A 26328-nucleotide genomic window follows, 5' to 3' on the forward strand; every position below is an offset into this window, starting at 1 on the left:
ATTTTTTTTCAGACCGACATCATTTCTTTTTCCTTGGCAGCAAGGTGTTTGTCCACCAGTACGATGTACCTGTCTGTGATGGTCTGAACCGAGCTTTCGCCGTCTTTGGCGGCGTCTTCGCTAAGACCGTCTTTCTGCAATTTCTTTACCTGCTCGATGGCATCGCGGCGGATATTCCGGATGGCCACTTTGGATTGTTCGCCTTCGCCGCTGGCTCTTTTGAACAGCTCTTTTCTTCTTTCTTCTGTCAGGGGCGGCATGAACAAACGGATCTGGTTACCGTCGTTCTGGGGAGTGATGCCGATATTGGCCTGCATGATCGACCGTTCGATCTGTGCAAGCATATTTTTTTCCCAGGGCTGTATGCTGATGGTGCGGACGTCCAGCACGGTTACATTCGCCACCTGGGCAATCGGGGTGGGGGCACCATAGTACTCTACCGTAATGCCATCCAGCATGGCCGGACTGGCTTTACCCGCCCGGATCTTTACCAGTTCTGCCTCGAGGTGCGCAATGGCTTTGCGCATACTGTCTTCCGCGTCTTCTACGATCAATTGTAATTCTTCCGACATATGATTACTTTTCTGTATTGGAGCGAAAATAGGAAATAGTCGGGAGTGACGGCAGGGGGATTTTGGAATTCGGGGATGGGGAAATGCTGGCATGGCCGTTCCCGGTTCCAAAATTTCGCAATCCCAATTCCCCAATTGTCCCCCACTCCTTATCTTCGCGGCACAATCATTGACTATGGCAAGCGTTCAGGAACTACAAGGCATCGCCTCCCAGGTAAGAAGGGATATCGTAAGAATGGTACATGCTGTACAGAGCGGGCATCCCGGTGGCTCCCTGGGCTGCGCGGATTATTTTACCGCGCTGTTCTTCCATACCATGAAACACGATACTGATTTTTCAATGGATGGAAAAGGTGAAGACCTGTTCTTCCTGTCGAACGGCCATATTTCGCCGGTTTATTACTCGGCGCTGGCGCGCTCGGGTTATTTTGAAGTGAAGGAACTCGCTTCTTTCCGCAAGATCAATTCGCGTTTGCAGGGCCATCCCACCACCCACGAGCACCTGCCGGGAATACGCATCGCAAGCGGATCGCTGGGCCAGGGAATGAGCGTTGCCATCGGCGCCGCACTCAGCAAAAAATTAAACAACGACAACCACCTGGTTTTTTCCCTGCACGGAGACGGTGAACTGGACGAGGGCCAGAACTGGGAAGCCATCATGTTTGCGGCACACCATAAAGTCGATAACCTGATTGCCACCGTTGATGTAAACGGCCAGCAGATCGACGGACCTACCAAAAAAGTAATGGGCCTCGACAGTCTGCGCGAGAAATTTGAAGCGTTTCACTGGACCGTGATCGAAATGGACGGAAACGATATGGACGATGTGGTGAAAACATTCGACAAGGCCAAATCGCTCAGCGGCCAGGGCAAACCCATTTGCATACTGATGAAGACCGAAATGGGCAAAGGCGTTGACTTTATGGAAGGAAGCCACGAATGGCATGGCATTGCACCCAATGATGAGCAGCTGGCCAAAGCACTGATCCAGCTGCCTGAAACACTGGGAGATTATTAAGACCTTGTATCCTGATCAGTTCCGTATCGGCATGCATGCCGATACCTGAAATACCATTGCTGGTGCTAACTTTTCAATGAAACGAACTGGGCGCTTGCCTTTCGCGCCGGCAGCCATGCGGCAAGAACGGAAATCAGTAGGATGGTAGCCGTTACCAGCAGAAAATCAGCCGGCAACATCTTTACGGGATAATAGTCGATGATAAACGTATTGCCGCCAAGGCTGATCAGCTTAAACCGGAGCTGCAGCCAGCAGAACAGGGCGGCCAGCAGGATACCGGCACCACCACCCAGGCAGGCAAGCAATATCCCTTCGGTTAAAAAGATCCGCTGCAGTTTTGCATCACTGGCGCCCATCGCTTTCAATACGGCGATGTCTTTTTGTTTTTCCAGCACCAGCATGGTCAGTGCGCCGATCATATTGAAGGCCGCAACCACCAGTATAAGGGAGAGAATACCATAGATCACCCATTTTTCCACCTGCATCACGGCATACAGGCTTTTGTTCTGTTCATACCGTGTTTCTACCAGATAGCCCTTACCCAGCGTCCGCTGTATTGTCCGTTGCCGTTTTTCCGCATCGCCGGTGGTCTTCATTTCGATATAACTGAATTCGTCTTCCGACATACCCAGCATGTACTTTACAAAAGAAAGATTGCTGAAAGCGTATTTGTTGTCGAAGTCCTGCTGTATCACAAACGTGCCGGTGGGCACTGCATTGTAAGCGTTCAACCCATCGCTGCCCGTTAACCTGGCGGCCTGCCGGTTGGGCAGGTAGATGGTAACGGGTACCTGCCGGTCTACATCCACCCCGCCCGCGTTTTCGATGCCGCCGCCCACTACCAGTCCGGGCGCATCCACGGTACCCAGGTTAAATTTACCGCGGGGCATATGCTGCGGGGTATTTACTTTGGTAACCCGGGTATACTGGTCATCAACTCCTTTGAGTGAAATAATGGTCTGGAAAGCGCCGTTGAGCACGGCTTTTTCTTCTGCAATAAAACTGATGGCTGCCACGCCGGGCTGGTTTTTCAGTGCCTGTATTTTTTCAGGCGAAATATGAAAGGTTTTGCCCCTGGCCGGCGCTACCCGCATATCCGCGTAAAAATCGGCATACAAGCCTTTCACAAGGTCTTCGAACCCGTTGAACACACTTAATACGATGATCAGCGCCGCACTGCCCACCGCAATGGCAGTCATACTGATCCAGGCAATGATATTAATGGCATTGGTGGATTTTTTTGACCGGAAATATCGCCAGGCGAAGAGCAGGTTCATATGGGCCGTTGAGTGGTTAGTGGTAGGATTGGCTGAAAGGCTGTTACCCTTCAACCCGTCAGCGTATCATTCCTGCTCTCCCTTTTTCTCATCGCTGATTTTTTTGAAGATCTCCTCCATTTTGAATACATAATCCAGGGTATCATCGAGATAAAAATGTAAAACGGGTATCCTGCGCAGCTGGTGCTTGACCCTTCCTGCCAGTTCCCGTTTTATCTCCCATGCCCGGGATTCGATGGTCTTCATAACCGCCTGGGCATCTTTTACCTGGAAAAGACTCAGGTAAATCCGGGCTTCGAGCAGGTCCGGCGTAACTTTTACGGATGCTATGGATACCATGCCCCCATCGATCATGGACAGGTTAAGCCTGCGAAAGATGTCGTTCAACTCTTCCTGCAGCGCGCCTGCCACCTGTCTTTGTCTTTTTCCCTCTTCCATATTCTAACGTTTGATTGGCGGTAAAATTAGTTACTTTGCCTCGTTTTCCATGCCCTGCCCGGCATAAGCGAAAGCGCCCATTGATATGAAGACCTTTTTCAGGCTGCTTACCTTTTCAAAACCCTATTACCACTACGTTCCGGAATATGTGATCTACATATTGCTGTACATCATTTTCGGCCTGCTGAATTTTGCCCTGCTGATACCCCTGCTGGATGTGCTGTTTGAGACCAAACCGGCCGTTGTTGTCACCACGGCCCCGGATTTTTCGCTCAGCGTGGATTTTTTTAAGAACTACTTCTATTACTATACCACAAACTATTCCCGCACCCCCGAGGGCAAGTTTACCATACTGATGTATGTATGCGTGATCCTGTTCATTTGCGTGCTGCTGAAAAACCTGTTTGGTTTTTTGGGCCAGAAAGTGCTGACACGTATGCGTGTGAACCTGCTGAAACGTCTTCGCGGGGATATTTTTGAACAGCTGGCCACCCAGTCGCTGGGTTTTTACCACAACGAAAAGAAAGGCGATCTGATGTCGATCATCAGCAACGATATTGTTGAGATAGAAAACTCGGTTGTGAGCGCCATCCAGACCGTTTTCCGCGAGCCGCTTACGATCATTGCCACTTTCGTAATGCTGTTTTACCTGTCGCCCCAGCTAACGCTTTTTACGATCGTGTTTTTTCCGCTGTCGGGTTTTATTATTTCATCCATCTCCCGCAGACTGCGCAAGAAAGCCGGGCGCAGCCAGCAATTGTCGGGCGAGCTGCTGAGTATGACCGATGAGGCCATCGGAGGCATACGCATCATCAAATCGTTCAATGCGGAGAAAATTGTGACGGAAAAATACCGCAGCGCCAATAACAAGCTTACCCGCCTGCTGAAATCGATCGTTAACCAGCGTGAACTGGCATCGCCGCTGTCGGAGGTGCTGGGCGTGCTGGTGATCGTGGTGATCATTCTCTACGGCGGCTCACTGATACTGCACGACAAAAGCAACCTGACCGCTTCGGCGTTTATTGCCTATGTGGCATTTTATTTCCAGATCATCACGCCCGCCAAAAATACGGCCAATGCGATTACCACCCTGCAGCGCGGTTTATCGGCCGGGGAAAGGGTCTTGCGCGTGATCGATGCGCCCAAAACCATTCTTGAAAAACCGGATGCGATCAGCAAACATTCTTTCGACAGCAGCCTCGATTTTGCCGACACTTCTTTTGCTTATTCCGAAAACGAGGTGTTGTCGCATATCCATATCCATATACCAAAAGGAAAAACCATCGCGCTGGTGGGCGAAAGCGGTGCCGGCAAATCAACGATGGCTGACCTTGTTCCGCGTTTCTATGATGTAACCGGCGGCAGCATACGGATCGACGGAACGGATATCCGCGATATTAAAATAAAAGACCTCCGCTCGCTGATCTCGGTTGTTTCGCAGGAAGCGATCCTGTTCAACGATACCGTTCTTAACAATATCTGTTTTGGCAATGAAACTGCCGACAGGGATGCCGCAATACATGCGGCGAAAGTGGCCAATGCCCATGAATTCATCCTACAGCTGGAACAGGGATATGATACCGTGATCGGCGACAGGGGCATGCGTCTCAGCGGCGGACAAAGACAGCGGCTTACCATTGCGCGGGCTATCTACAAAAACGCACCGATACTGATACTGGACGAAGCCACTTCGGCGCTCGATACCGAGAGTGAGCGGCTGGTGCAGGATGCCATCAACCGGTTGCTGGTAAACAGAACCAGCATCATCATTGCTCACAGGCTCAGCACCATCCGACATGCCGACGAGATCGTTGTTCTGCAAAAAGGACAGATCGCGGAAAGAGGCAGCCATGAGGAGCTGCTGCAGAAAAACGGTATTTACCGCAGGTTGATCGAGATGCAGGAAGTAAAATAGCCCCATGAAAAAGATCAGCATCATCACTGCCATACACAACGGGCTTGCAGTTAACAGGCTGTATGTGGAAAGCCTCGAAAAATACACGGTTAATCCTTATGAGCTGATCGTTATCGACAATGCATCTACAGACGGCAGCCGCGAGTTCTTTGCGTCCAAAGGCGCCATCGTTATTGCCAACGAAACCAATTATGCTTACCCGCATTGCCAGAACCAGGGCATTGAAGCTTCCGGCGGCGACTATCTTTTTTTTCTCAACAACGACCTGATCCTCTCTCCCGGATGGGACGAAAAAATGATCACCGTTGCCGAAATGCATGGTCTCGAGGCCCTGTCTGCATCAGGTATCGAAAATATGGGCACCTATGCCGAAACAAAAGCCATCTCTCGCAAATGGAAACGCATCAAGAATGGCTGGTCGCTGTTCGGGTTCAACAGCATTACCTTCCGGATCATGCTCAGGCGCATGTACGGTAACTGGGAAGCGTATTGCGAAAAACTGTTTGCAAAAAACCGGTACAGGGTGGTGGAAGGTATTGTGGGCGATAATGTAATGATGGCCAGAACAGCTATTCCCAAAATGGGTTTATGGGACGAGCGCCTGCAGATAGCCGATTTCGATTTTTTTATCCGGTCAAAGAAAAGAAGCGTGGATGCCGGCGATATGAAACCCTGCCATATAGCACTCGGGGTATACATTCACCACTTCGGAAAAATGACGCTGAAATACGGAAGAAAAAAACCTGTCCGCTTTGCCGATGGCAATGCCCTGATACAGCTGCACGAAAAATGGTCGCAGCAGGACCTGACCGATTACCATCCGAATAATGCCACGCTGAACAAACACTAAGCTTCCGCCTGCCTGGCGCCTCTTTGCAACTCCTGCGATAACCGGTGCTTCTACGCTTTGTATAAAGCTCTTTCTTTTCTGAACCCAACCGTATGCCTGATCAATTGCACCGCAATCACCAGCCAGATGATAAAACAGGGCAGTGCCTTGAGCGAATACGGCCGTACATACTGCTCGCGCAGGTACCTGGGAAAAAGATCGGTGGGTGAAAGACTGGTGAGTATAAAAGCAAAAAGCAGCAGCGCACCGGCCCATTTTTTATTCGCATCGGGCTGTATCACATACCAGATAGACGCGCCTACCATGGCGATCACATACGTGGGACTTTCCGCTGATGAACTGAAGATCACGATCCCTATCAGCGCCAGGGCCAGGTATGCCAGCCGGAAACCGGGCTGGAAGAACTGCTTTACCCGTACCAGCGGAAAAGCGTATACCAGTGCGGCAGGTAATATGACCAGGGTGTTGGAGATATCGATACCGCCTATTCGCCTGATCATGCCCATCACCGAAATGTCCTGCATAAACCCGCTGGCGGCGCCATCGGTATTCAGGGCATCTTTGGTTCGCAGGCTTTCGTACCAGTCACCGTAAGACTGAACCACGAAAGCGGGTGAAGAGATCAGCATGGGCAAACAGAACAACACGATCAGCCAGAAGAAAAAAGACCACACGAATTTTGGCTTGTGTTTGCTGAAAAAAAAGAAGACGATACCCACAATACCGTACAGTTTTACAAGGAACCCCGCCACGATAAACAGGGTGGCCCAGAAATCCTTTTCTTTTTCGGTCAGCACATAGGCCATGATGATCCAGCCGGCCAGCATGGGGTTGAACTGCACGCTGTGAATGGCTGTCATCATTTCCAGTGCAGAAACCAGGAGGATCATCAGTTTCTGGTTCTGTGTAAGTGCTAACCGGCTGATGGCATAGTACAATATCCAGGCATTGGCAACACACCACAGGAAACATCCGGCATAATTGCCGAAAAAAGAAAACGGTGCGATGATAATACTGAAGAAAGGACCATAATGGTTATCGAACAGGTGAAAGGGTTCTCCTTTGTACAGGTTTACCTGGTCAAGCGTATGCAGGAAAACATGGCGGTAGAGCAGGAAATTATTGAAATGTTCCTCACCCCTGCTGAGCTCGAGCGATACGGCCACAACAGCCAGCGTAAACCAAAGAAAGACCGGAAAAGGCACCTGCCATTTTCCGATTCGGATAGAACGAAGGAAGACATTCATCGTATAATCATTGCAATGCAAGGCAATATAGAAATTATTATGGTTTCATTACCAGGTGTTTGCCGGTTATCCGTTTTACAACCCTTCAGCCAGGTAACCATACAGCCGTTTAATACAAAAAGCCGTTCCGGGTTGCGGAACGGCTTGCAATAAATTCAGGAAAACAAAATAAAGTTATTCCATGCTGGGCTTCACCAGTCCGAGTTTTGCTTCGAGACTGAGTGTGGCGTGCGGAACGGCGCGCAGGCGTGCTTTATCGATCAGTTTACCGGTAACACGGCAGATACCGTAGGTTTTGTTCTCGATGCGCATCATTGCTTTTTCGAGGTGATCGATATAGGTGATCTGGCGGCTGGCCATCTGGCTCAGCTGCTCCCGCTCCATACTCATACTGCCGTCTTCCATGGTCATGTAACGGGCGTCGTCATTGTCGCCACCCAGTTCGTCTTTGCGGGTAATCAGTCCCTGCAGGTACGCAAGTTCTTTCTTTGCCGCTTCCAGTTTCTTGGCGATGAGTTCACGGAATTCAGTCAGGTCTGCGTCGCTGTATTTTACCAGGGGCTCACCGTTGCTTTTCACTGTGTCGATTCTTTTTTCCAAATGGGTATACCCGGGCTGATAGGGAACGCTTGATTTGGTAGCCAGTTTTGGCACTTTCACTTCCCTGATGGGTTCCGGCTGTTTTTTTACGGGCTTCACCGGAGGTGTGGGCGGCGCTTTGGCTTCCACTTTTTTTATTGGCAGCGGGGCAGGTTTTACCGGGGCAGGTGCGGGAGCCGGTTTGGCAACCGGTTTAGGCACTGCTTTTACCGGAACCGGTTTTTTGGCAGGTACCACCGCTTTTTTGGCCGGGGCTGGTTTCGGTGCCGGTTTAGGCGCAGGCTTAACCACCTTTTTTGCCGGAACTGCTTTTTTAGGGGCAGGTTTGGGCGCCGGCCTGGTCGCTTTTTTAGCAGGAGCCGCTTTTTTGGGCGCAGGTTTCGCTGCTTTTTTAGCAGGAGCCGCTTTTTTAGGAGCCGGTTTCTTAGCTGGAGCTGCCTTTTTGGGTGCCGGTTTTTTGGCAGCCTTTTTAGGAGCGGGTTTTTTGGAAGCCATAATGTCTATCCTTTTTTAATTACTACCACTTTTAACAGGGTATCATTGATGTCAATTTCGGTGCCATCGGTTATTTCGGGGCTCCAATCAATGGTATCTGCCAAAATTTCGCGGCAAATATAGTCGTTAAATTTAATAATGGACGGCCTTAGCGACGGGCTGTCCTGAACGTTTACGAATATACGGTCTGTGAGTTCAAAACCGCTTTCTTTCCGGATATTTTGAATACGGTTGACAAATTCCCTTGCCTCACCTTCCTGCTTAAGCGCTTCATTTACAGTAATATCCAGGGCTACCGTAAGACTTCCCTTACCGGCAACACTCCAGCCCGGTATGTCTTCGGCCGTAATGTCCACATCAGACAGACCGATGGAGATCTCTTCCCCATCGATACGGAGTGTCAAAATGCCATTTTGTTCCAGCGCGGCTATATCCGGCTGACCCAGCGCCGCGATGGCGGCGCTTACCGGCTTCATCCTGGCGCCCAGCCGGGTACCCAGGGCTTTGAAATTGGCTTTTATCTTTTTGCTGATCACGCCTTCGGTACCGGAGATATATTCCAGTTCCTTTACGTTCACTTCCGCCTTGATCAGGTCTTCCACCTGCTCCAACTGCTCGCGCATGCCGGCATTGAGCACAGGTATCATTACTTTCTGCAGGGGCTGACGGACTTTTATATTCACTTTTTTGCGAAGCGATAACACCAACGAACAGGTATCCTGCGCCAGCCGCATTCTTTCTTCGAGTGCGGTATCGATAGCCGCTTCGTCGGCAACGGGAAAATCAGCATGGTGTACCGATCCCACTGTATATTTTCCGGTTACCAGGTTCAGGTTACGGAACAGGGCATCGCTGAAAAACGGCGATATCGGCGCCATCAGCCGCACGATGGTTTCAAGACAGGTATACAGTGTCTGGTATGCGCTGATCTTATCCTGTTCGTACTCGCCTTTCCAGAAACGGCGGCGGCAGAGGCGTACATACCAGTTGCTGAGGTGCTCGTCGAGGAACGCTTCGATGGCCCGGCCGGCCAGCGTGGGTTCGTAATCGTTCATGGCCTGGGTAACCGTGTTTACCAGTGTGTTCAGCGACGACAGTATCCACCTGTCTATCTCCGGTCTTTCGGTCAGGGGCACAGCTGCTTCCTTAAAAGCAAATCCATCTACATTGGCGTACAAGGCAAAGAACTGGTAGGTATTGTACAAAGTGCCGAAGAACTTGCGCTGCACCTCCTGTATACCTGCCAGGTCGAACTTGAGGTTATCCCATGGCGATGCATTGGTGATCAGGTACCAGCGTGTGGCATCTGCACCGTATTTTTCAATCGTCTCGAAGGGGTTCACCACGTTGCCGAGACGTTTACTCATTTTGTTACCGTTCTTGTCGAGCACCAGGCCGTTACTTACCACGGTCTTGTAGGCAACATCATCAAACAGCATCACGGCCAGGGCATGCAGGGTATAGAACCACCCGCGGGTCTGGTCAACACCTTCGGCAATAAAATCTGCAGGAAAAGCTTCGCCTTTGTCGATCAGGTCCCTGTTCGCAAACGGGTAATGCCATTGTGCATAGGGCATGGCGCCGCTGTCGAACCATACATCGATCAGGTCCGGCACACGGTGCATGGGTTTACCGGAGCGGCTTACCAGCACGATCTCGTCAACGTAAGGTTTGTGCAGATCCAGTATGCCTTCGTGCAGGTAGTTTTTGTTGGTATCGCCTCCGAGCACTTCGCTTGCCCTGCGGATACCTTCGTTGAGTTCCGCTATAGAGCCGATGCAAACTTCTTCTTCGCCATCTTCCGTGCGCCATACAGGCAACGGCGTTCCCCAGTAACGGCTGCGGCTCAGGTTCCAGTCCACCATATTCTCCAGCCAGTTGCCGAAACGGCCTTCGCCGGTTGATTTCGGTTTCCAGTTAATGGTCTTATTCAACTCCACCATCCGGTCTTTTACCGCGGTGGTTTTGATGAACCAGGCATCCAGCGGGTAGTACAGCACGGGTTTATCCGTACGCCAGCAATGCGGGTAACTGTGTTCGTATTTTTCAACCTTGAATGCCCTGTTCTCTTTCTTGAGTTTTACGCTGATATCAACATTCACGTCAGCATATTCCTTCTCGTCTTTGTAATCTTTTACATAGCGGTTGCTGAATTCGCCCAGGCCTTCCACGAATTTTCCCTGCCGGTCAACCATGGTGAGTATGCCGATACCGTATTTTTTACCCACACGGTAGTCGTCTGCACCAAAAGCGGGTGCGGTGTGTACGATACCGGTGCCGTCTTCGGTGGTCACAAAATCTCCCAGCAATACCCTGAACGGTTTTGCATCGGGAGTGATCAGCTGTATGTTTTTGAGCGAGTTGGCTTCATAGGGAAGCAACTGCTCGTACTCGCAGAACTCGATGGCCGAACCGGGAAACGATGCCAGTATCTTCCAGGGAAGCAGTTTGGCTTTTTCGTTGTATTCTCCGAAATCGGCATTTTCTCCTTCGGGCTTGAAATACTTACCCAGCAAGGCCTTGGCAAGCACTACGTTTACCGGAAGATGGGTATACGGATTGAATGTCTGCACCAGCACATACTCAATGTTAGCACCAACGGTAAGTCCCAGGTTGGAAGGCAGTGTCCAGGGCGTGGTTGTCCATGCCATAAAGAACACTTCATTGCCGGGCGTACCGGCTGCTGCGGTAAACAGGAATTCGCTGCGTTTGTTGCGCAGCGCTTTGAACATGGCAACGGCGCTGGTATCTTTTACATCTTTATAGGTGCCCGGCTGGTTCAGCTCGTGCGAACTCAATCCCGTGCCTGCTGCAGGCGAATAAGGCTGTATGCTCACACTTTCGTAAAGCAACCCTTTTTTATACAGTTCGCTCAGCAGCCACCAGAGGGTTTCAATATAATCGTTCTCGTAGGTGACATAGGGATGGTCCAGGTCTACCCAATACCCCATTTTCATGGTCAGCTCATCCCATTTGCCTTTATAGCGAAGCACGGCTTCCCGGCATTTCCGGTTGTATTCCTCAACGGATATTTTTTTACCGATGTCTTCCTTGGTGATCCCCAGTTCCTTCTCCACACCCAGTTCGATGGGCAGACCATGCGTATCCCAGCCTCCCTTGCGTTTAACCTGGAAGCCCTGCATGGTCTTGTAGCGACATACCATGTCTTTCAGGGTACGCGAGATCACATGGTGAATACCCGGCATGCCGTTGGCACTGGGCGGTCCTTCATAAAACACAAAGGGCTTCCTGCCCTCGCGGAGGGAAACGCTTTTATCAAATGCCTGTTCACTGTTCCATTTGGCCAGTATTTCCTGTTCGATGGAAGGAAGGTTCAGCCCTGAAAATTCTGGATAGGTAACGCTCATAACTTGATCCGTACAAAGAGGTGTTCTGAAATGCCTGCGAAGGTACGGCTTTAGTTGATAGGTTTGGGGGCGTTTTGGCCAATGCCAGACAGGATTTGGGCCTTTGCGCCGGGCCAAAACACGGGCAACAAAAAGGCCACTGCAGGAATACAGCGGCCGTGTGACATATTGATTCTATCGTCTAGCTATTTAGTTGCCGGGTTGTTCCTGGAACAGCCGCAGCATTTTTTCTGTTTTCATTTCCGTATCCGCCTGTTCCAGCATCAGGTGCAGGTTTTCCAGTTCCTCGTAGGAAAACAGGAAGTTCAGCGACTCACAGGGCGTCTGGAGCAGGATGGTTTTATCGGTCCTGTTGTCCGTTCCCTCAAACTCCTCCCGTTTTGACGCGATATACCGCCTGAAACTATGGAACTCGTTTTCCGCAAACCGCACCATGACCATACCAAAAGCCAGCTGCAACTTCCTGCAGTTCCTGCATTCGATCACAAACCCTTTCTCTTCATCCCTAAACCAGGTATGGTACTGGCACATACATGTTCTTTTACGGCAACAAAGATGTCTGCCAGCGGCCTGCTTCAAATGACGGATCGGGAATTTCTGTTTACGGGAAAAGGAAAAGCGGAGGAAGCAGGGTAAATGACTGAACGGTTAAATGGCGTAATTGCTACCTGGCTGAGTGTTTGAATTGCCGCAACAGCCATACAGCCATGTAACAGTTAAGCCACTCAACCCATCCCATTTTCAAATCTTCAAATCCCCCCATTTTCAAATTTTCAGACTACCCCCTCACCCGCTTATACAACCTGATCGCACTCATCAGGATGAGGATGAAAAGGACCAGCCCAAGCAATCCCCAGATAAGACTGACACCCTGTTTTACTACGGCGAGCATCACAATGGCAATCAGGAAGATGGTGGCTACCTCATTCCAGATACGGAGTTGCTGGGAGCGGTAGCGATAGATGCCCTGTAGCTGCTGTTTGAATATGCGGTGTATGGACAGATGGTAGAGGTAAAGGAATAACACGAATACCAGTTTGATCAGCAGCCATTTTCCCTCCGGCTGCAGCAGTATTTTATCCCAGTTGCCCTGCAGCATAACGGTTGGGCCGAGCACCAGCGTAAGAATGGCGGAAGGCCAGGTAATACCGTACCATAACCGCTTCATCATAATGGCGAACTGTGCACGCAGTATCCTCGTCTCCGCTTCTGCTTTACCGCCCGCCTCGGTGGCATAAATAAACAAACGGGGCATGTAAAAAAGCCCCGCAAACCAGGTAACTACAAAAATGATATGGAGGGCCTTCAGGTAAGGATACATAGTGGTAAGATAACAATTTAGCGGAATGACCGGAGCCTGCCGGCTGATGGGTTGATCAGTAAGAACACGCTGCTTCCCAGCTCAACCGATCGATCTGTCCACTTATTAACGCTCTGCCGATACCATCTCCCGGTCTCCCGAACGGTACGCCCCTATCCAGCCGGCGATCGTTTTTACCCAGAGCGGGTGGGTATTCAGACAGGGAATCATATGATAGGACTGTCCCCCGGCGGCAAGAAAGGTTTCCCTTCCTCTCTCTTCGATCTCCTCCAGCGTTTCAAGACAGTCGCTGACAAATGCAGGACATAAGATCAGCAGTTTTTTGATACCCTCTCCCGGCAGCTGCTCCAGGCGCACATCCGTGAACGGCTCCAGCCAGCCTTTTCCGAGCCTCGACTGAAAAGAAATGCTGAATTTATTGTCCGGTATCCCCAGTTGCTGGGTTACCAGTTTTGTGGTGGCAAAAACCTGGTGGCGGTAACAATAGGCATGTGCTTCGGAAGGTGTATCACAGCAATTGTTCTGCCGGAGGCAATGACAACCCGTGATATCGGTTTTCCGGATATGACGGGCCGGTATGCCATGGTAACTGAACAGGATATGGTCATAATCCTGGTCAAGATAAGGCCGCATGGTTTCGCCCAGGGAATGTATATAGCCCGGTTCGTTGTAAAAAGGTTTGATAACCGTCAGGCGGAACCTGTCTGCATATGGCCGGTGTTGTTTTTTGGCATATTCCACCGCTGTTTCATAGCTGCTCATGGCATAATGCGGGTACAGCGGCAGCAGCAGCACTTCCTCCAGCGAGGGGTATTCTGCCAACAAACGGTCGTAAGCCTGCTTTGGAGAGGGGCCGCCATAACGCATGGCAATGGCCACCGGTTCTTCGATCTCCTGCTGCAGGGCGGCCCGCAGCTGCCTGGTAAGCACAATCAGCGGGGAACCGTCTTTTGTCCAGATGGTTTTATACGCTTCCGCCGACTTGGGCGCCCTGAAGGGAACGATGATCCCCCGCACCAGCAGGGCCCTGCTGATCAGCGGCATATCGATCACACGTTTATCCATCAGGAATTCGTTCAGGTAGGCCCGGACATCTTTTACCGCTGTTGATTTGGGTGAACCCAGGTTCATCAGCAGGATGGCCCTGCGGGGATTATTTGCCATAGACAGTAGAATCTGGCCGCAAAGGTAGGCCAGCCGGTTTTGCCGCGGGAAAATATATGACGAAAATCATGTTAGAAATGACAATGACATGACCAAATTAGTTCCCCGTGAAATCGCTTACCGGTACCTTTGCTTCTCGTGCATTTGAACTATGGAATTGGAGCATTTTTTTATCGTCGGGCTGAACTATAAAAAAACGGATGTCGCTATCCGCGGGCAGTTTGCCGTTGGGCAGCAGCAATACACAGACATCCTTACCGGGGCGGCCGCCTCGGGTATCTCAGAACTCTTTGTGGTAAGCACCTGTAACCGCACCGAAATATACGGGCTGGCGCCCGATGCAGATGCCCTGATCGACCTGCTCTGCAGGGGAACGGTGGGCGATAAAACCGTTTTTACCGACCGCTGTTACATCAAGCAGGGCATGGAGGCGGTACAGCATTTGTTTGCCGTAGGCGCCGGACTGGATTCGCAGATACTGGGTGATTATGAGATAGTGGGGCAATTAAAACAGTCTGTGAATCTGGCAAGGCAGTATGGCCGGGTCGGTGCTTTTCTGGAGCGTTTGTTCAATACCGTACTGCAGTCCTCCAAACGCATCAAAACCGAGACCGCGCTGAGCGGCGGCACCATTTCTGTGTCGTTTGCCGCGATACAATTTCTGAAAGAGGAATTGCTGGGAGATGACTCCGACAAAAAAATACTGCTGCTCGGCACCGGAAAGATAGGCCGCAATACCTGTAAGAACCTGGTGGACTACCTTGGCTCCAACCAGATCACGCTGATCAACCGCACCGACGAAAAAGCCACCGCGCTGGCATTTGAACTGGGGCTGCTCACCACATCGTATGCCTATCTGCAGCAGGAGCTCGACGCGGCGGATATCATCATCGTGGCCACCAATGCGGAGAAACCCATCATTACGGAAAAGGAACTGACCGGTTCCTCGAAAAAAATACTGATCGATCTTTCCATTCCGAACAATATTGCGCCCGAGGCCGGGTTACTGCCACATATCAAACTGGTGAATGTAGACGATCTCTCAAAGATCAACGATGCCACGCTGCAGAAACGACAGGCAGAAGTGCCAAAGGCCGAAGCCATCATAGCAGCGCACCAACAGGAGTTCATTACCTGGCTGCAGCAGCGCACTCATGTGGGTGTTTTGAAAGCCGTGAAAAAGAAACTGAACGAAATGCATTCCTGCGACCTGTTTCTTTCCTCCTACCCCGCGTTTTCAGGACCGATCGATACAGCTGCAATCCAGAAAGTAGTAAACAATGTAGCCCTAAAAATGCGGCAGCAACATCAACCGGGATGTTATTATATTGAGGCGATCAACGATTTTATGACCGCCAGTTAATCATGAAGAAAACAATACGGATAGGAACCCGCGACAGCCAGCTTGCGCTCTGGCAGGCAACGCATGTACAGGAACAGCTGCAGCAAAAAGGTTTTGCTGCCGAACTCGTGCACATCAAAAGCGATGGCGATATCGACCTGGTGACACCGCTCTATGCCATGGGCGTTCAGGGCGTATTCACCAAAACCCTTGATGCGGCCCTGCTGAGCAACCGGGTAGACATAGCCGTTCACTCTATGAAAGACGTGCCCGTACAGCTGGCACAGGGTCTGCGGCAGGCCGCCGTTCTGGAAAGGGCCTCGTACAAAGACCTGCTGGTGTGTAAGGAGGAAACCATACCCGCGGCGCTGGGATTTGACGTCGCTGCACAGCAATGGTTGCAGCCGCAAAATACCCCTGTACTGAGTTTTGCCACCAGCAGTATCCGCCGCAAGGCGCAGTGGCTGAACCGCTACCCGCATCACCGCATCGAAAACCTGCGCGGCAATGTGAACACACGTTTACAGAAACTCGCCGACAGCGACTGGAATGGTGCCATTTTTGCAGCGGCAGGACTGGAGCGTATCGGTCTAAGACCGGCCGGCGCCGTGGAACTGGACTGGATGCTGCCCGCACCTTCGCAGGGAGCGATCATGATCGTTTGCCGGGAAGAAGACGGGGACAGTTTTGAAGCCTGCCACCTGCTTAACCACGCCGATACGGCTTTGTGTACACAGCTGGAAAAGGATTTTTTAAAAATGCTGATGGGCGGCTGTTCCACGCCGATCAGTGCATTGGCGCAGGTAAAGAACGGCAGCGTGTATTTTGAAGGGAATATCTTATCACTGGATGGCCGCCAGAAACTGGAGACAAGGCTCGAAGCCGCCAGGGATCTGTCTGCCGGCCTGGGTATTACCGCGGCAAAGCAATTGTTGAACCGGGGCGCAGCACCCATTATTGAAGCGATTCGTCATGCAGGATTATAAAGCCACCCTATTGGCCACTCGCCAGGTAAACACCGCCTGGATTGCGAAAGCGGGAGAAAAAAACATCCTGCTGGATATCGTTCCGTTTATTAAAACGGAGTCCATACTCTCTGTTGAAGTGCAGCAGGAAATTGAGCAGGCAGCCACCAGGTATGCAACCGTTGTGTTTACCAGTTCCGCAGCCGTTGACGTGGTCACGGAATTACTCGACGGAGCATTGCCGCAATGGGCTATTTACTGCATCGGCTTTCAAACAAAAGACCGGGTGCTTGCCTATTTCGGGGAAGACAGCATTGCCGGAACCGCAGCCGGTGCAACGCTGCTGGCAGACGAGATCATTGCCGAAGAACCCGATGACGAAGTGATCTTTTTTTCGGGCAGCCACCGAAGAAATGAATTGCCTTCCAAACTCCGCAATGCAGGGATAGATGTAAACGAGATCGCCGTTTACCAAACGGCACTGACCCCGCAACAGACGGAGAAAACCTACGATGGCATCCTGTTCTTCAGTCCCAGTTCCGTACAAAGTTTTTATATCAAGAACAAAATGGCCGCGCATACTGTTGTATTTGCCATAGGTCCCACCACCGCCGAAGCCGTTGGCCAGTTTTTTCCCAATAAGATCCTCACGGCTGCACATCCTGTAAAAGACGAGGTGGTGGTGCTGGCGATCGATTATTTTGCGCAGCAGGTGTAAAACGATTACAAATACAAACTTCACCAGATAAAGGATATGCTACAAAACGATATCATACTCAAAACCCTCAGGGGAGAACCTACAGACAGAACACCGGTTTGGATGATGCGCCAGGCGGGCCGTTACCTGCCGGAATACATGGTACTGCGGGAAAAATACGGCTTCTTTGAAAGATGCCAGACGCCCGAACTGGCCTGCGAAATCACGTTGCAGCCGGTTGATATCGTCGGCGTGGATGCAGCCATTCTTTTTTCGGATATACTGGTTGTGCCACAGGCCATGGGACTGGAAGTGCAGCTGATCGAAAGCAAGGGCCCTGTTCTGCCCGATCCCATCAAAAACGGCAACGACCTTTCGCGTATCCGCGTTCCCGATGTGGAGGAAACACTGGGTTATGTGTTCGACGCGATCAAACTTATCAAAAAAGAACTCAACAACCGGGTGCCGCTGATCGGTTTTGCAGGCGCACCATGGACCCTGCTTTGCTATATGGTGCAGGGCAAAGGATCCAAAACATTCGATGAAGCCAAAGCATTCTGCTATACACAACCCGAGCTGGCACACCGGGTGCTGCAGATGATCACCGATACCACCGTCGCTTACCTTACCGCACAGGTAAAAGCGGGTGCGGATATCGTACAGGTTTTCGACAGCTGGGGCGGATTGTTAGGTCCTGAAGATTTTGAAAATTTATCACTGCGGTATATCCGCCAGATAGTGGCTGTTTTAAAAGACAAAGTGCCTACCATTATTTTTGCAAAAGGTGCCTGGCATAGCCTTGACAGCATGGCTGCCACCGGCGCGCAGGGACTGGGGATCGACTGGTGCATCCGCCCGGAAATGGCGAGACAGCTGGCCGGCAACCAGGTAACCCTGCAGGGCAATTTTGATCCCGCGAAATTATTATCGCCCATACCCGTAATCCAGAAAGAAGTAAAAGCCATGTTACAGGCTTTCGGACCGGGCAGGCATATCGCCAATCTCGGGCATGGTATTTTACCCACTGTGCCGGTGGCACATGCACAGGCATTCGTGGATACCGTTAAAAATTACCGCCATCCCCTGTAAACAAAGACCGTCATGACTGAAACAGCCCGGGATAACACAACAGCTGCTTTCCGAGAGCGATGGATCCGGTATACCATGGATCTGCAGGACCGTATTTGCCGGGGTCTGGAACAGGAAGACGGCAAAGCGCTTTTCCGTACAGATGAATGGCAAAGAATGCAGGGCCAGGGCGGCGGCGGAAGAACCCGTGTGATCGCCAACGGAAATTTTCTGGAGAAAGGAGGTGTAAACACCTCGGTGGTGTTTGGCCAGGTAACCGATACCATGCGCAGACAGCTCGGCATCGATGGCGAGCAATGGTTTGCCTGCGGTCTGTCGCTGGTACTGCATCCTGTCAACCCGTATGTGCCCACCACGCACGCCAACTGGCGTTATTTTGAACTGTACGATGGTAATGGAATCATATGCGACCGCTGGTTTGGCGGCGGCGCCGATCTTACACCCTATTACCTGTTTGAAGAAGACGCCAGGCATTTTCACAGCACATTGAAAAATGCGATGGACCCTTTTGGCACCGCGATCTACCCGCAGTACAAAAAACAATGCGATGCGTATTTTGCCAATACACACCGCAACAACGAAACAAGGGGCATAGGCGGTGTATTTTACGATCATATCAGACCGGGCGATACGATGGATCTGGAAACTTTGTTTACTTTCCAGCGGGCAAACGGCGATTGTTTTCTGGATAGCTACCTGCCCATCGTACAAAAGCGCAGCCATACCGCTTACGGCGAAAGGGAAACCGAATGGCAGGAAATACGCCGGGGGCGTTATGTTGAATTCAACCTGATACACGACCGTGGTACGGTGTTCGGTCTGAAAACAGGCGGCAGAACAGAGAGCATACTGATGAGTCTGCCGCCAAGGGCAAGATGGGAATACGACCACCACCCCGAACCGGGCAGTGAAGAAGAAAAATTACTGAAAGCCTGCCAGCAGCCCGTTGACTGGCTCTAAACAATAAGGTTATGATCCTGACAAGAAGAAACCGCATACTGCGCCAATCCCCCGCTATCCGGTCGCTCGTGGCCGAAACGGTCTTAACACCCGCAGATTTTATTGCGCCGCTGTTTATCGAGGAAGGCAGCCATACCGAAACCCCTATCCCCTCAATGCCGGGTTATTACCGGAGATCGGTTGATCTTACCGTGAAAGAGGCAAAAGAACTGTGGGAGATGGGCATCCGCTGCGTATTGCTTTTTATCAAATGCAAAGACGAGCTGAAGGACAATACGGGCAGGGAAGCATGGAACAAAGACGGATTGATGCAGCGCAGCGTTAAAGCAATCAAGGATGCCGTACCCGGCATGCTGGTAATGACCGATGTAGCGCTGGACCCCTACTCATCCTACGGCCACGACGGTATTGTAAAAGACGGGGAGATCCTCAACGACGAAACGGTGGAAGCGCTGGTGAAAATGAGCATCAGCCATGCCGCCGCCGGTGCCGATTTTGTAGCACCCAGCGATATGATGGACGGAAGGATCGGTGCATTGCGCCTGGGACTGGAGGAGAATGGTTATACCAAAACGGGCATCATGAGCTACAGCGCAAAATATGCTTCCTGTTTTTACGGCCCGTTCCGCGATGCGCTCGACAGCGCACCGGGTTTCGGCGATAAAAAAACCTACCAGATGGATTTTGCCAACCGTACCGAAGCCATCCGCGAAACGCTGATGGATGTGGAAGAAGGTGCGGATATCGTGATGGTAAAACCCGCTTTGGCCTATCTTGACATCATACGCGAAATAAAGAATGCGGTTGACATACCGGTGAGCGCTTACCAGGTAAGCGGCGAGTATGCCATGATCAAAGCAGCGGCGCAAAACGGGTGGCTTACCGAAGACAAAGCCATCGTTGAAACGCTTACCGCCATCAAACGGGCCGGCGCCGATATGATCGCCACTTATTTTGCAAAAGAGGCAGTGAAGCTGCTGGGCTAAAAGCTGCCAATTCGAAAACCACTTACGATTCAAGCATGAATTCCATCAGTCAACAACTCTTTACACGGGCGCAGCAATCCATACCCGGCGGGGTAAATTCTCCCGTACGGGCATTCAAAAGTGTAGGCGGCACGCCGGTGTTCATCAAAAAAGCAAAAGGCGCTTACCTGTACGATGCAGATGGCAACCGGTATATCGATTATATCGCATCCTGGGGACCGATGATCCTTGGCCATGCGCATGAACCGGTGGTACAGGCGATCTGTGAAAAAGCCGTGGATTCCACCTCCTTTGGTGCTCCCACCGAGCTGGAAATAGACATGGCGGAGCTGATCATTTCCATGGCGCCGAATGTAGACCTGATCCGGATGGTGAGCAGCGGCACGGAAGCCTGTATGAGCGCCCTGCGGCTGGCGCGCGGCTATACCGGCAGGAACAAGTTTATCAAGTTCGAAGGATGTTACCATGGCCATGCCGACCCGTTTCTGGTAAAAGCCGGCAGCGGACTGGCCACATTGCAAATACAAACGGTTCCCGGTGTCAGCGCCGGGGTTTCGAACGATACGCTCACCTGTGCGTACAACGACCTGGAGGCTGTGCAGCAACTGGTGGCAGAACACAAAGACCAGATCGCGGCGATCATCATAGAGCCGGTGGCAGGCAATATGGGCTGTATACTGCCCAAGGCCGGTTTTATCGAAGGACTGCGGGCCATCTGCGACCGGGAAGGCATTGTATTTATTTTCGATGAAGTGATGACAGGTTTCCGCCTGGCACCGGGCGGTGCGCAGCAAACACTGGGCATTGCGGCAGACCTGGTTACCTATGGAAAAGTGATCGGCGGCGGCATGCCTGTGGGCGCTTTTGGCGGAAAAAAGCAGATCATGGAACGGATAGCCCCACTCGGAAATGTGTACCAGGCCGGCACCCTAAGCGGCAATCCCATCGCCATGATCGCCGGTTATACCACGCTCAAAGAACTGAAAGACAATCCCTCCATCTATACCGATCTGGCAGAAAAGACCGCCTACCTCCACGAAGGTCTTGACCGGGTGCTGACAACCAGCGGCATACCCTATACCATCAACCGCCTGGGATCCATGATCAGTGTTCATTTCAGCGATCAGCCCGTAACGGATTTTGCCAGCGCGGCTTCGGCAAACAATGCGCTGTTCAACAGGTTCTTCCATGCCATGCTGAAACGGGGCATTTACCTGCCGCCATCCCCATTTGAAAGCTGGTTCCTGAACCAGGCGCTTACCCTGTCTGACCTGGACGCAACGATCGAAGCCGCCAGGGAAAGCCTGGGGGAAATCGGCGGGTGAGGCAAGGATTTGTGGATTTGTGGATTCTTTTTTGCTAAAAAAACAGGTTGTTCCAGGTATGCCAATTCCCCAATCCCCAATTCCAAAATCCAAATTACCCCCAGTCGGGGCCGAATCGGGCCCTAAAATTGCGAAAAAGCATTAATTTACTTCATCAGGCAGCGCTCAGACCATAATATTTATCTGTTATCCGAAGATCCAAGCTTATGAAACACATCCGCTATCCTATCCAATCCCTGGCCGTATTTGTTGCACTGATCGTATTATTCGCAGCCTGTCAGAAAGAAACCAGCCTGGAAAAAGGCGGTTTTAACCGTCCCGCCGAGGGCGAACTGGTTGATTCACTTGGTATCTGCAAAAGAATCACCGTTGCGGGTTCCTACAAGGTAGATACGCCCCTCAACAGCAGTAACTATATCATTGTCAACGTTAATTTCACCGCCGCCGGAAAATACAAGATCTATTCCGATACCGTAAACGGCATGTGGTTCATCGACTCCGGTTTTGTTGTCAGCGCCGGTCCGAATGCCATCAAACTCAAAGGCAAGGGTACGCCGATACTTAACAAACAGTCGGATTTTTCGGTGTTCTTCAAGAATACCATGTGCACATTTTCCATCAACTCCAACGGAACACCCAATGGCGGCGGCAGCGGTTCGGGTGGCACAGGCAATACGGACTACTTTCCGCTTACGCCCGGTTCCAGCTGGGTATACGATTATATACCCGATATCGGCAGCGTAGATACCTTTACCGTGATCGTTTCCGACCAGCCCATCCAGCTGCAGAACGACCCGCTGGTGTATTACAAATTCGGGACAAGGCTGACAGATACTTTCTATTTTGCCAAGAGTTCAACCGGTGATTATTATGCATTGAGCAGCGTGGATTTTGACTATACCCTGCTCTTTGAAAGCATACCCAACACTTTTATCTCCTACCCCTTCCTGAAACCCAATGCAGCCGTTGGCGAAACCTGGGAAACAGCCGAGTATGGAAAAGTGACCGTGAAAAACGGCAGCACCACCGTATCCGGTATGGCCAAAGCGGTGTTCAAGATCTTCTCTAAAAACACGGCGGCACATACCGTGGGCGGAAAAACCTATGACAATGTGATAGACGTTCAAAGGGATATCCTGTTCAAGGAAGACGGTGGCACCACGTTTACTACCCTGGCAACCGGACATTCTTTCTACGCCAAAGGCTTTGGTCTCATAGACCAGGTCATCACCATCGGCGGCAACACGCAGAATATTCCGGTGTATAAGACACCTGTGATTAAATAGAACAGATGAGCAGGGAACAGATGAACAAGGAACGGATGAGCAAGGAGCAAGGAACAGAGGATCGGATAGGAATTTTCTCAATCGCAAATCCGATCATCTGTTCCTTGTTCATCTGTTCCCTGCTCATCTGTTCTAAAAGATCTGTGTCTTGTCGTTCACCAGCGAATCCGTTTCCACTGTCGGATGCGCTTCGTGTTTGGCTTTTTTGAAAAAGCGGTTCTGGAAGACAAGAATGGCGATTACGCCAGCTGATATGGACGCGTCCGCGATATTGAATACGGGACGGAAAAATTCAAAATCATCACCGCCTACAAAGGGTATCCAGGCCGGGTACCGCGCCTCTGTTATGATGGGGAAGTACAGCATATCCACCACTTTTCCATGAAACAGACCCGCGTAGCCACCGCCTGCGGGGAAGAGTTTGGCGATATTCTGTGAGAACGGGCTGCTGGCATCGAAGATCAGTCCATAGAAAAGGCTGTCGATCAGGTTACCCAGCGCACCCGCATAGATCAGCGCCGCGCAGATGATAAACCCCCGGTGGTATTGTTTGCTGATAAAGTCTTTCAATAAAAAACTACCCCAGATCACCGCCACCAGGCGGAAAAGCGTAAGGGCGATCTTACCAAAACCGCCGCCGAATTTCCAGCCCCAAGCCATACCCTCGTTCTCCACAAAATGCAGCCTGAACCAGTTGCCGATGATCCGGTGTTCCTCGCCTGCATAAAAATTGAGCTTGATATAGAACTTGACTGCCTGGTCTACAAAAATGATCAGGAAAATAAGAAGTACGATCTGACGGGCTTTCACGCGTGGTTTTTTATTGATTGCGAAGATACTGTTTACAGCCGTTCTACCCTTTTCCGCAGGTTCCGAAATAGCCAAATCCTGCATTTTCGCGTTGCTTTAACTCAATGCTACTCTTCGAGATAGACCCTTTTTACACGCTGGCTGATACCGGTGAGTATTTCATAGGCGATCGTACCCGCCCATTGGGCTACCTGCTGTACGGGCAGGTTCTTCCCGAATATTTCCACCACATCTCCTTCCTGCACGCCCTCCAGGCCGGTGATATCGATCATGGTCATATCCATACATACATTGCCGATCACCGGTGCTGTTTTTCCGTTTACGAGCATTTTACCCGCTCCGTTGCCCAGGCTGCGGCTAAACCCGTCTGCATAACCGATCCGCACCGTGGCAATCAGGCTGTCGCGCGTCACAATACCTTTTCTGCTGTAACCCACGCTTTCGCCCCTGCTCACTTTCCGGATCTGTGCAATGGTTGATTTTAACGTGGTTACGGTTTCCAGCGTAATGTCTTTCTGCTCCGCACTGTCCACACCATATAAACCGATGCCAAGCCTGACCATATCAAACTGGTACTGCGGGTGACGGAAGATGGCGCCCGTGTTGGCGATATGCCTGATAAAACCGTACCCCAGCTGCTGTTGCAGCAGATCGCAGGCGTTTAGATAGAGCGCCACCTGCCGCTGCGTAAAAGCATCGTGCTCGGCTGCCTCGCTGGCAACCAGATGACTGAAAACGGAGCGGACCGCCATGGTTTTATCTGCCTGCAACCGTTCGCCTAACTGTGTGGCTTCGGGTGTTTCAAAACCCAGCCGGTTCATTCCCGTATTGAATTTGATATGCACCGGAAAACCGGTAATACCCTGCTGACCCAGGTATGTATGAAATGCGGTATAGATGCTGAAAGAATAGATTTCGGGTTCAAGATCGTAACTGACCAGCGAGTCAAAACCCGCTTCGTCTGCGTTCATCACCATAATCGGCAGGCTGATACCGGCTTTGCGAAGCTCCACACCCTCATCCGCATAAGCAACAGCGAGGTAATCGACTTTATGAAATTGCAATATCCCCGCCACTTCATCGCTGCCGCTTCCGTAGCTGAATGCCTTTACCATGGCCATCAGCTTTGTGGAAGGCTGTAAATGCTGCTGGTAGGTTTTCAGGTTCTGCACCATGGCCGAGAGATTGATCTCCATCACCGTCTGGTGCACTTTCTGTTCGAGCCAGCCGGAAATACGTTCAAACGCAAATACCCGCGCGCCCTTCAAAAGAATGTACTCATCACGGAACTGCTGCTGGGTAACCCGGTGAAAAAAATCTTCCGTCGAGGCAAAGAAACTGTTTGTCACACCCGGTATCGTTAACAGGTCTGTGTTGCGCACCATCGCCGGGCCGATGCCGATCAGCCTGCCGATCTTCCTGGCCGACAGTTGCTGCGCCAGCCGGCCGTATAATTCTTTTTCGTCCTGGCCCGATTGCAGTATGTCGGACAGTATAACCGTTGTTTTCTGCGCGCCGGCCTGCTGCTGCAGGTAATCGAGCGCCAGTTCCAGCGAAACAAGATCGTTGCTGTAACTGTCGTTAAGCACATGGCAATTGTTGATGCCCTGTTTCAGCTGCATCCGCATATCAACGCGCTCGAGGTATTGCAAACGGCGGTTGATCTTCTCCGCATCGTATCCCAGTGCCAGCAATACCGATACGCAGGTAAAGGCATTGTCAACAGATATGCGGTCCGTAAAAGGAAGGGTGACAGTATATGCCAAAGACCGGTACCGGATGGTGGCGATGGTCTGTTCGTTATGCACCGTTTCCTTCTCCACCAAAACCGTGGTTCCGGGCTGCCTGCTCCAGCTGAACAGGGTGCGGCCCGGGAACAGCGCGGTGCTGTCCTGCTGCAGCAGCAGATCCACCGGGTCTTTGTTGAGGACAACGGTGGCAGCTCCGGCCGCCAGCTTTGCTTTTTCCGTGGCTTTTTGCAGTTCGCCGGTAAAGCCTTCGTCGTGGGCATTGCCCAAACTGGTGAATACCGTCAGTGTGGGTTGTATAACAGCCACCAGTTTTTCCATTTCGCCAACGGCAGAGATGCCCGCCTCAAAAATGGCGAGCGTATGGGTTTGGTTCATCTGCCATACGCTCAGCGGCACACCTATCTGGGAATTATAGCTTCGCGGGCTCCGTACAATCCGGTAATCCTCGCGCAGCAGCTGGTACAGCCATTCCTTTACGATTGTTTTACCGTTACTGCCGGTGATGCCGATAACAGGTATGTTGAACCGCCCGCGGTGATGCATTGCCAGCTGCTGCAGCGCCTGCAGTGCATCGGCAACTAAAAGAAAATTTCCTTCGGGAAAAAGAGCCCTGTCGAAACCCTGCTTCACCACGAAATTGCGGACACCGCGTGCGTACACTTCGGGAACAAACTGGTGCCCGTCCCTTCGCGGACCGGTGATGGCAAAGAATAACGACTGTTCGGGAAATACGATCTTGCGGCTATCGATCAATAGCAGGCTTATCCCGCTGTCGGGATGGTTGCCACCGGCAAAACCGGCGCCGATAATGGTTGCGATCTCTGCTATTGAATAGGTCATCCGCTATGTATA

Annotated in this window: 23 protein-coding genes; 12 read left to right on the top strand and 11 right to left on the bottom strand. The window is 51.4% G+C overall.

Annotated elements, in window-relative coordinates; translation table 11 throughout:
- Nucleotides 1–8: 8 nt before the first annotated feature.
- Nucleotides 9–572 carry a ribosome recycling factor gene (frr, locus tag GWC94_RS11740; protein WP_161835211.1) on the bottom strand — a complete coding sequence of 188 codons (564 nt, stop codon included), beginning with the start codon at nt 570–572 and terminating at the stop codon, nt 9–11.
- Nucleotides 573–747: 175 nt separating this feature from the next.
- Between frr and GWC94_RS11745 the strand changes: the two genes are divergently transcribed.
- Nucleotides 748–1590: a transketolase gene (locus GWC94_RS11745; RefSeq protein WP_161835212.1), complete on the top strand. Its 843-nt coding sequence runs from the start codon at nt 748–750 to the stop codon at nt 1588–1590.
- A 65-nt stretch (nt 1591–1655) separates the two neighbouring features.
- Here the strand turns inward: GWC94_RS11745 and GWC94_RS11750 are convergent, their stop codons facing one another.
- Nucleotides 1656–2867: an FtsX-like permease family protein gene (locus GWC94_RS11750; RefSeq protein ID WP_161835213.1), complete on the bottom strand. Its 1212-nt coding sequence runs from the start codon at nt 2865–2867 to the stop codon at nt 1656–1658.
- A 66-nt stretch (nt 2868–2933) separates the two neighbouring features.
- Nucleotides 2934–3305 (bottom strand): 30S ribosome-binding factor RbfA, encoded by a 372-nt coding sequence (rbfA, locus tag GWC94_RS11755; RefSeq protein ID WP_161835214.1) that lies wholly within the window; start codon nt 3303–3305, stop codon nt 2934–2936.
- Between the two features lie 85 nt (nt 3306–3390).
- Here rbfA and GWC94_RS11760 point away from each other — a divergent pair, with 85 nt between their 5' ends.
- Together GWC94_RS11760 and GWC94_RS11765 are read left to right on the top strand one after the other, a co-directional pair.
- Entirely contained in the window at nt 3391–5220 is a 1830-nt protein-coding gene (locus GWC94_RS11760; protein WP_161835215.1) for an ABC transporter ATP-binding protein, read from the top strand.
- A gap of 4 nt (nt 5221–5224) precedes the next feature.
- Complete coding sequence (locus GWC94_RS11765; protein WP_161835216.1) at nt 5225–6070, top strand: glycosyltransferase family 2 protein; 846 nt, start codon at nt 5225–5227, stop codon at nt 6068–6070.
- Between the two features lie 50 nt (nt 6071–6120).
- Here GWC94_RS11765 and GWC94_RS11770 read toward each other — a convergent pair whose 3' ends face one another.
- On the bottom strand, nt 6121–7317 hold the full coding sequence (locus GWC94_RS11770) for a glycosyltransferase family 87 protein (protein WP_161835217.1): 1197 nt from the start codon (nt 7315–7317) through the stop codon (nt 6121–6123).
- Between the two features lie 174 nt (nt 7318–7491).
- On the bottom strand, nt 7492–8046 hold the full coding sequence (locus tag GWC94_RS17010; protein ID WP_317163470.1) for a TraR/DksA family transcriptional regulator: 555 nt from the start codon (nt 8044–8046) through the stop codon (nt 7492–7494).
- Between GWC94_RS17010 and GWC94_RS16855 the strand changes: the two genes are divergently transcribed.
- A complete protein-coding gene (locus tag GWC94_RS16855) occupies nt 8036–8431 on the top strand; it encodes a hypothetical protein (RefSeq protein WP_235918518.1) in 396 nt (131 codons plus the stop codon). The genes GWC94_RS17010 and GWC94_RS16855 overlap by 11 nt on opposite strands.
- Here the strand turns inward: GWC94_RS16855 and ileS are convergent.
- The 4 genes from ileS to hemH form a co-directional block, all read right to left on the bottom strand.
- Nucleotides 8418–11780, bottom strand: coding sequence for an isoleucine--tRNA ligase (gene ileS / locus GWC94_RS11780; RefSeq protein WP_161835219.1), 3363 nt, complete (start codon nt 11778–11780; stop codon nt 8418–8420). The genes GWC94_RS16855 and ileS overlap by 14 nt on opposite strands.
- Nucleotides 11781–11969: 189 nt before the next feature.
- Nucleotides 11970–12311 carry a DUF6686 family protein gene (locus GWC94_RS11785; RefSeq protein ID WP_161835220.1) on the bottom strand — a complete coding sequence of 114 codons (342 nt, stop codon included), beginning with the start codon at nt 12309–12311 and terminating at the stop codon, nt 11970–11972.
- Nucleotides 12312–12558: 247 nt separating this feature from the next.
- Nucleotides 12559–13101 (bottom strand): CopD family protein, encoded by a 543-nt coding sequence (locus tag GWC94_RS11790; protein ID WP_161835221.1) that lies wholly within the window; start codon nt 13099–13101, stop codon nt 12559–12561.
- A gap of 105 nt (nt 13102–13206) precedes the next feature.
- Nucleotides 13207–14265 carry a ferrochelatase gene (gene hemH / locus GWC94_RS11795; protein WP_161835222.1) on the bottom strand — a complete coding sequence of 353 codons (1059 nt, stop codon included), beginning with the start codon at nt 14263–14265 and terminating at the stop codon, nt 13207–13209.
- Nucleotides 14266–14416: 151 nt separating this feature from the next.
- Here hemH and hemA point away from each other — a divergent pair, with 151 nt between their 5' ends.
- The 8 genes from hemA (at nt 14417) to GWC94_RS11835 (ending at nt 22915) form a co-directional block, all read left to right on the top strand.
- A complete protein-coding gene (gene hemA, locus GWC94_RS11800; protein WP_161835223.1) occupies nt 14417–15628 on the top strand; it encodes a glutamyl-tRNA reductase in 1212 nt (403 codons plus the stop codon).
- 2 nt (nt 15629–15630) lie between these two features.
- Nucleotides 15631–16593, top strand: coding sequence for a hydroxymethylbilane synthase (gene hemC, locus GWC94_RS11805; RefSeq protein ID WP_161835224.1), 963 nt, complete (start codon nt 15631–15633; stop codon nt 16591–16593).
- Entirely contained in the window at nt 16580–17290 is a 711-nt protein-coding gene (locus GWC94_RS11810; RefSeq protein ID WP_161835225.1) for a uroporphyrinogen-III synthase, read from the top strand. The genes hemC and GWC94_RS11810 overlap by 14 nt, the downstream gene beginning before the upstream one ends.
- A 36-nt stretch (nt 17291–17326) precedes the next feature.
- Nucleotides 17327–18358, top strand: a complete 1032-nt coding sequence (hemE, locus tag GWC94_RS11815) for a uroporphyrinogen decarboxylase (protein WP_161835226.1) — start codon at nt 17327–17329, stop codon at nt 18356–18358.
- 12 nt (nt 18359–18370) lie between these two features.
- Entirely contained in the window at nt 18371–19318 is a 948-nt protein-coding gene (gene hemF, locus GWC94_RS11820) for an oxygen-dependent coproporphyrinogen oxidase (RefSeq protein WP_161835227.1), read from the top strand.
- Nucleotides 19319–19329: 11 nt separating this feature from the next.
- Nucleotides 19330–20304 (top strand): porphobilinogen synthase, encoded by a 975-nt coding sequence (gene hemB / locus GWC94_RS11825; protein ID WP_161835228.1) that lies wholly within the window; start codon nt 19330–19332, stop codon nt 20302–20304.
- A 35-nt stretch (nt 20305–20339) separates the two neighbouring features.
- Entirely contained in the window at nt 20340–21629 is a 1290-nt protein-coding gene (hemL, locus tag GWC94_RS11830) for a glutamate-1-semialdehyde 2,1-aminomutase (protein ID WP_161835229.1), read from the top strand.
- 206 nt (nt 21630–21835) lie between these two features.
- On the top strand, nt 21836–22915 hold the full coding sequence (locus tag GWC94_RS11835) for a hypothetical protein (protein ID WP_161835230.1): 1080 nt from the start codon (nt 21836–21838) through the stop codon (nt 22913–22915).
- A 132-nt stretch (nt 22916–23047) separates the two neighbouring features.
- Here the strand turns inward: GWC94_RS11835 and GWC94_RS11840 are convergent, their stop codons facing one another.
- Nucleotides 23048–23725: a lipoprotein signal peptidase gene (locus tag GWC94_RS11840; RefSeq protein WP_317163472.1), complete on the bottom strand. Its 678-nt coding sequence runs from the start codon at nt 23723–23725 to the stop codon at nt 23048–23050.
- Nucleotides 23726–23832: 107 nt separating this feature from the next.
- Nucleotides 23833–26316: a bifunctional UDP-N-acetylmuramoyl-tripeptide:D-alanyl-D-alanine ligase/alanine racemase gene (locus GWC94_RS11845; protein ID WP_161835232.1), complete on the bottom strand. Its 2484-nt coding sequence runs from the start codon at nt 26314–26316 to the stop codon at nt 23833–23835.
- Between the last annotated feature and the right edge of the window lie 12 nt (nt 26317–26328).

The organism is Sediminibacterium soli (assembly GCF_009939225.1).
GTDB classification, from domain to species: Bacteria; Bacteroidota; Bacteroidia; order Chitinophagales; family Chitinophagaceae; genus Sediminibacterium; species Sediminibacterium soli.

What these genes read in the sequence shown, in the direction of transcription:
- hemB (WP_161835228.1), top strand. Translation starts at nt 19,330, where the DNA reads ATGATCCTGACAAGAAGAAACCGCATACTGCGCCAATCCCCCGCTATC.
- hemA (WP_161835223.1), top strand. Translation starts at nt 14,417, where the DNA reads ATGGAATTGGAGCATTTTTTTATCGTCGGGCTGAACTATAAAAAAACG.
- hemF (WP_161835227.1), top strand. Translation starts at nt 18,371, where the DNA reads ATGACTGAAACAGCCCGGGATAACACAACAGCTGCTTTCCGAGAGCGA.
- hemE (WP_161835226.1), top strand. Translation starts at nt 17,327, where the DNA reads ATGCTACAAAACGATATCATACTCAAAACCCTCAGGGGAGAACCTACA.
- GWC94_RS11835 (WP_161835230.1), top strand. Translation starts at nt 21,836, where the DNA reads ATGAAACACATCCGCTATCCTATCCAATCCCTGGCCGTATTTGTTGCA.
- GWC94_RS11845 (WP_161835232.1), bottom strand. Translation starts at nt 26,316, where the DNA reads ATGACCTATTCAATAGCAGAGATCGCAACCATTATCGGCGCCGGTTTT.
- GWC94_RS11785 (WP_161835220.1), bottom strand. Translation starts at nt 12,311, where the DNA reads ATGTGCCAGTACCATACCTGGTTTAGGGATGAAGAGAAAGGGTTTGTG.
- hemH (WP_161835222.1), bottom strand. Translation starts at nt 14,265, where the DNA reads ATGGCAAATAATCCCCGCAGGGCCATCCTGCTGATGAACCTGGGTTCA.
- GWC94_RS11810 (WP_161835225.1), top strand. Translation starts at nt 16,580, where the DNA reads ATGCAGGATTATAAAGCCACCCTATTGGCCACTCGCCAGGTAAACACC.
- GWC94_RS11765 (WP_161835216.1), top strand. Translation starts at nt 5,225, where the DNA reads ATGAAAAAGATCAGCATCATCACTGCCATACACAACGGGCTTGCAGTT.
- hemL (WP_161835229.1), top strand. Translation starts at nt 20,340, where the DNA reads ATGAATTCCATCAGTCAACAACTCTTTACACGGGCGCAGCAATCCATA.
- ileS (WP_161835219.1), bottom strand. Translation starts at nt 11,780, where the DNA reads ATGAGCGTTACCTATCCAGAATTTTCAGGGCTGAACCTTCCTTCCATC.
- GWC94_RS11770 (WP_161835217.1), bottom strand. Translation starts at nt 7,317, where the DNA reads ATGAATGTCTTCCTTCGTTCTATCCGAATCGGAAAATGGCAGGTGCCT.
- GWC94_RS11760 (WP_161835215.1), top strand. Translation starts at nt 3,391, where the DNA reads ATGAAGACCTTTTTCAGGCTGCTTACCTTTTCAAAACCCTATTACCAC.
- GWC94_RS11745 (WP_161835212.1), top strand. Translation starts at nt 748, where the DNA reads ATGGCAAGCGTTCAGGAACTACAAGGCATCGCCTCCCAGGTAAGAAGG.
- GWC94_RS11790 (WP_161835221.1), bottom strand. Translation starts at nt 13,101, where the DNA reads ATGTATCCTTACCTGAAGGCCCTCCATATCATTTTTGTAGTTACCTGG.
- rbfA (WP_161835214.1), bottom strand. Translation starts at nt 3,305, where the DNA reads ATGGAAGAGGGAAAAAGACAAAGACAGGTGGCAGGCGCGCTGCAGGAA.
- GWC94_RS11750 (WP_161835213.1), bottom strand. Translation starts at nt 2,867, where the DNA reads ATGAACCTGCTCTTCGCCTGGCGATATTTCCGGTCAAAAAAATCCACC.
- hemC (WP_161835224.1), top strand. Translation starts at nt 15,631, where the DNA reads ATGAAGAAAACAATACGGATAGGAACCCGCGACAGCCAGCTTGCGCTC.
- frr (WP_161835211.1), bottom strand. Translation starts at nt 572, where the DNA reads ATGTCGGAAGAATTACAATTGATCGTAGAAGACGCGGAAGACAGTATG.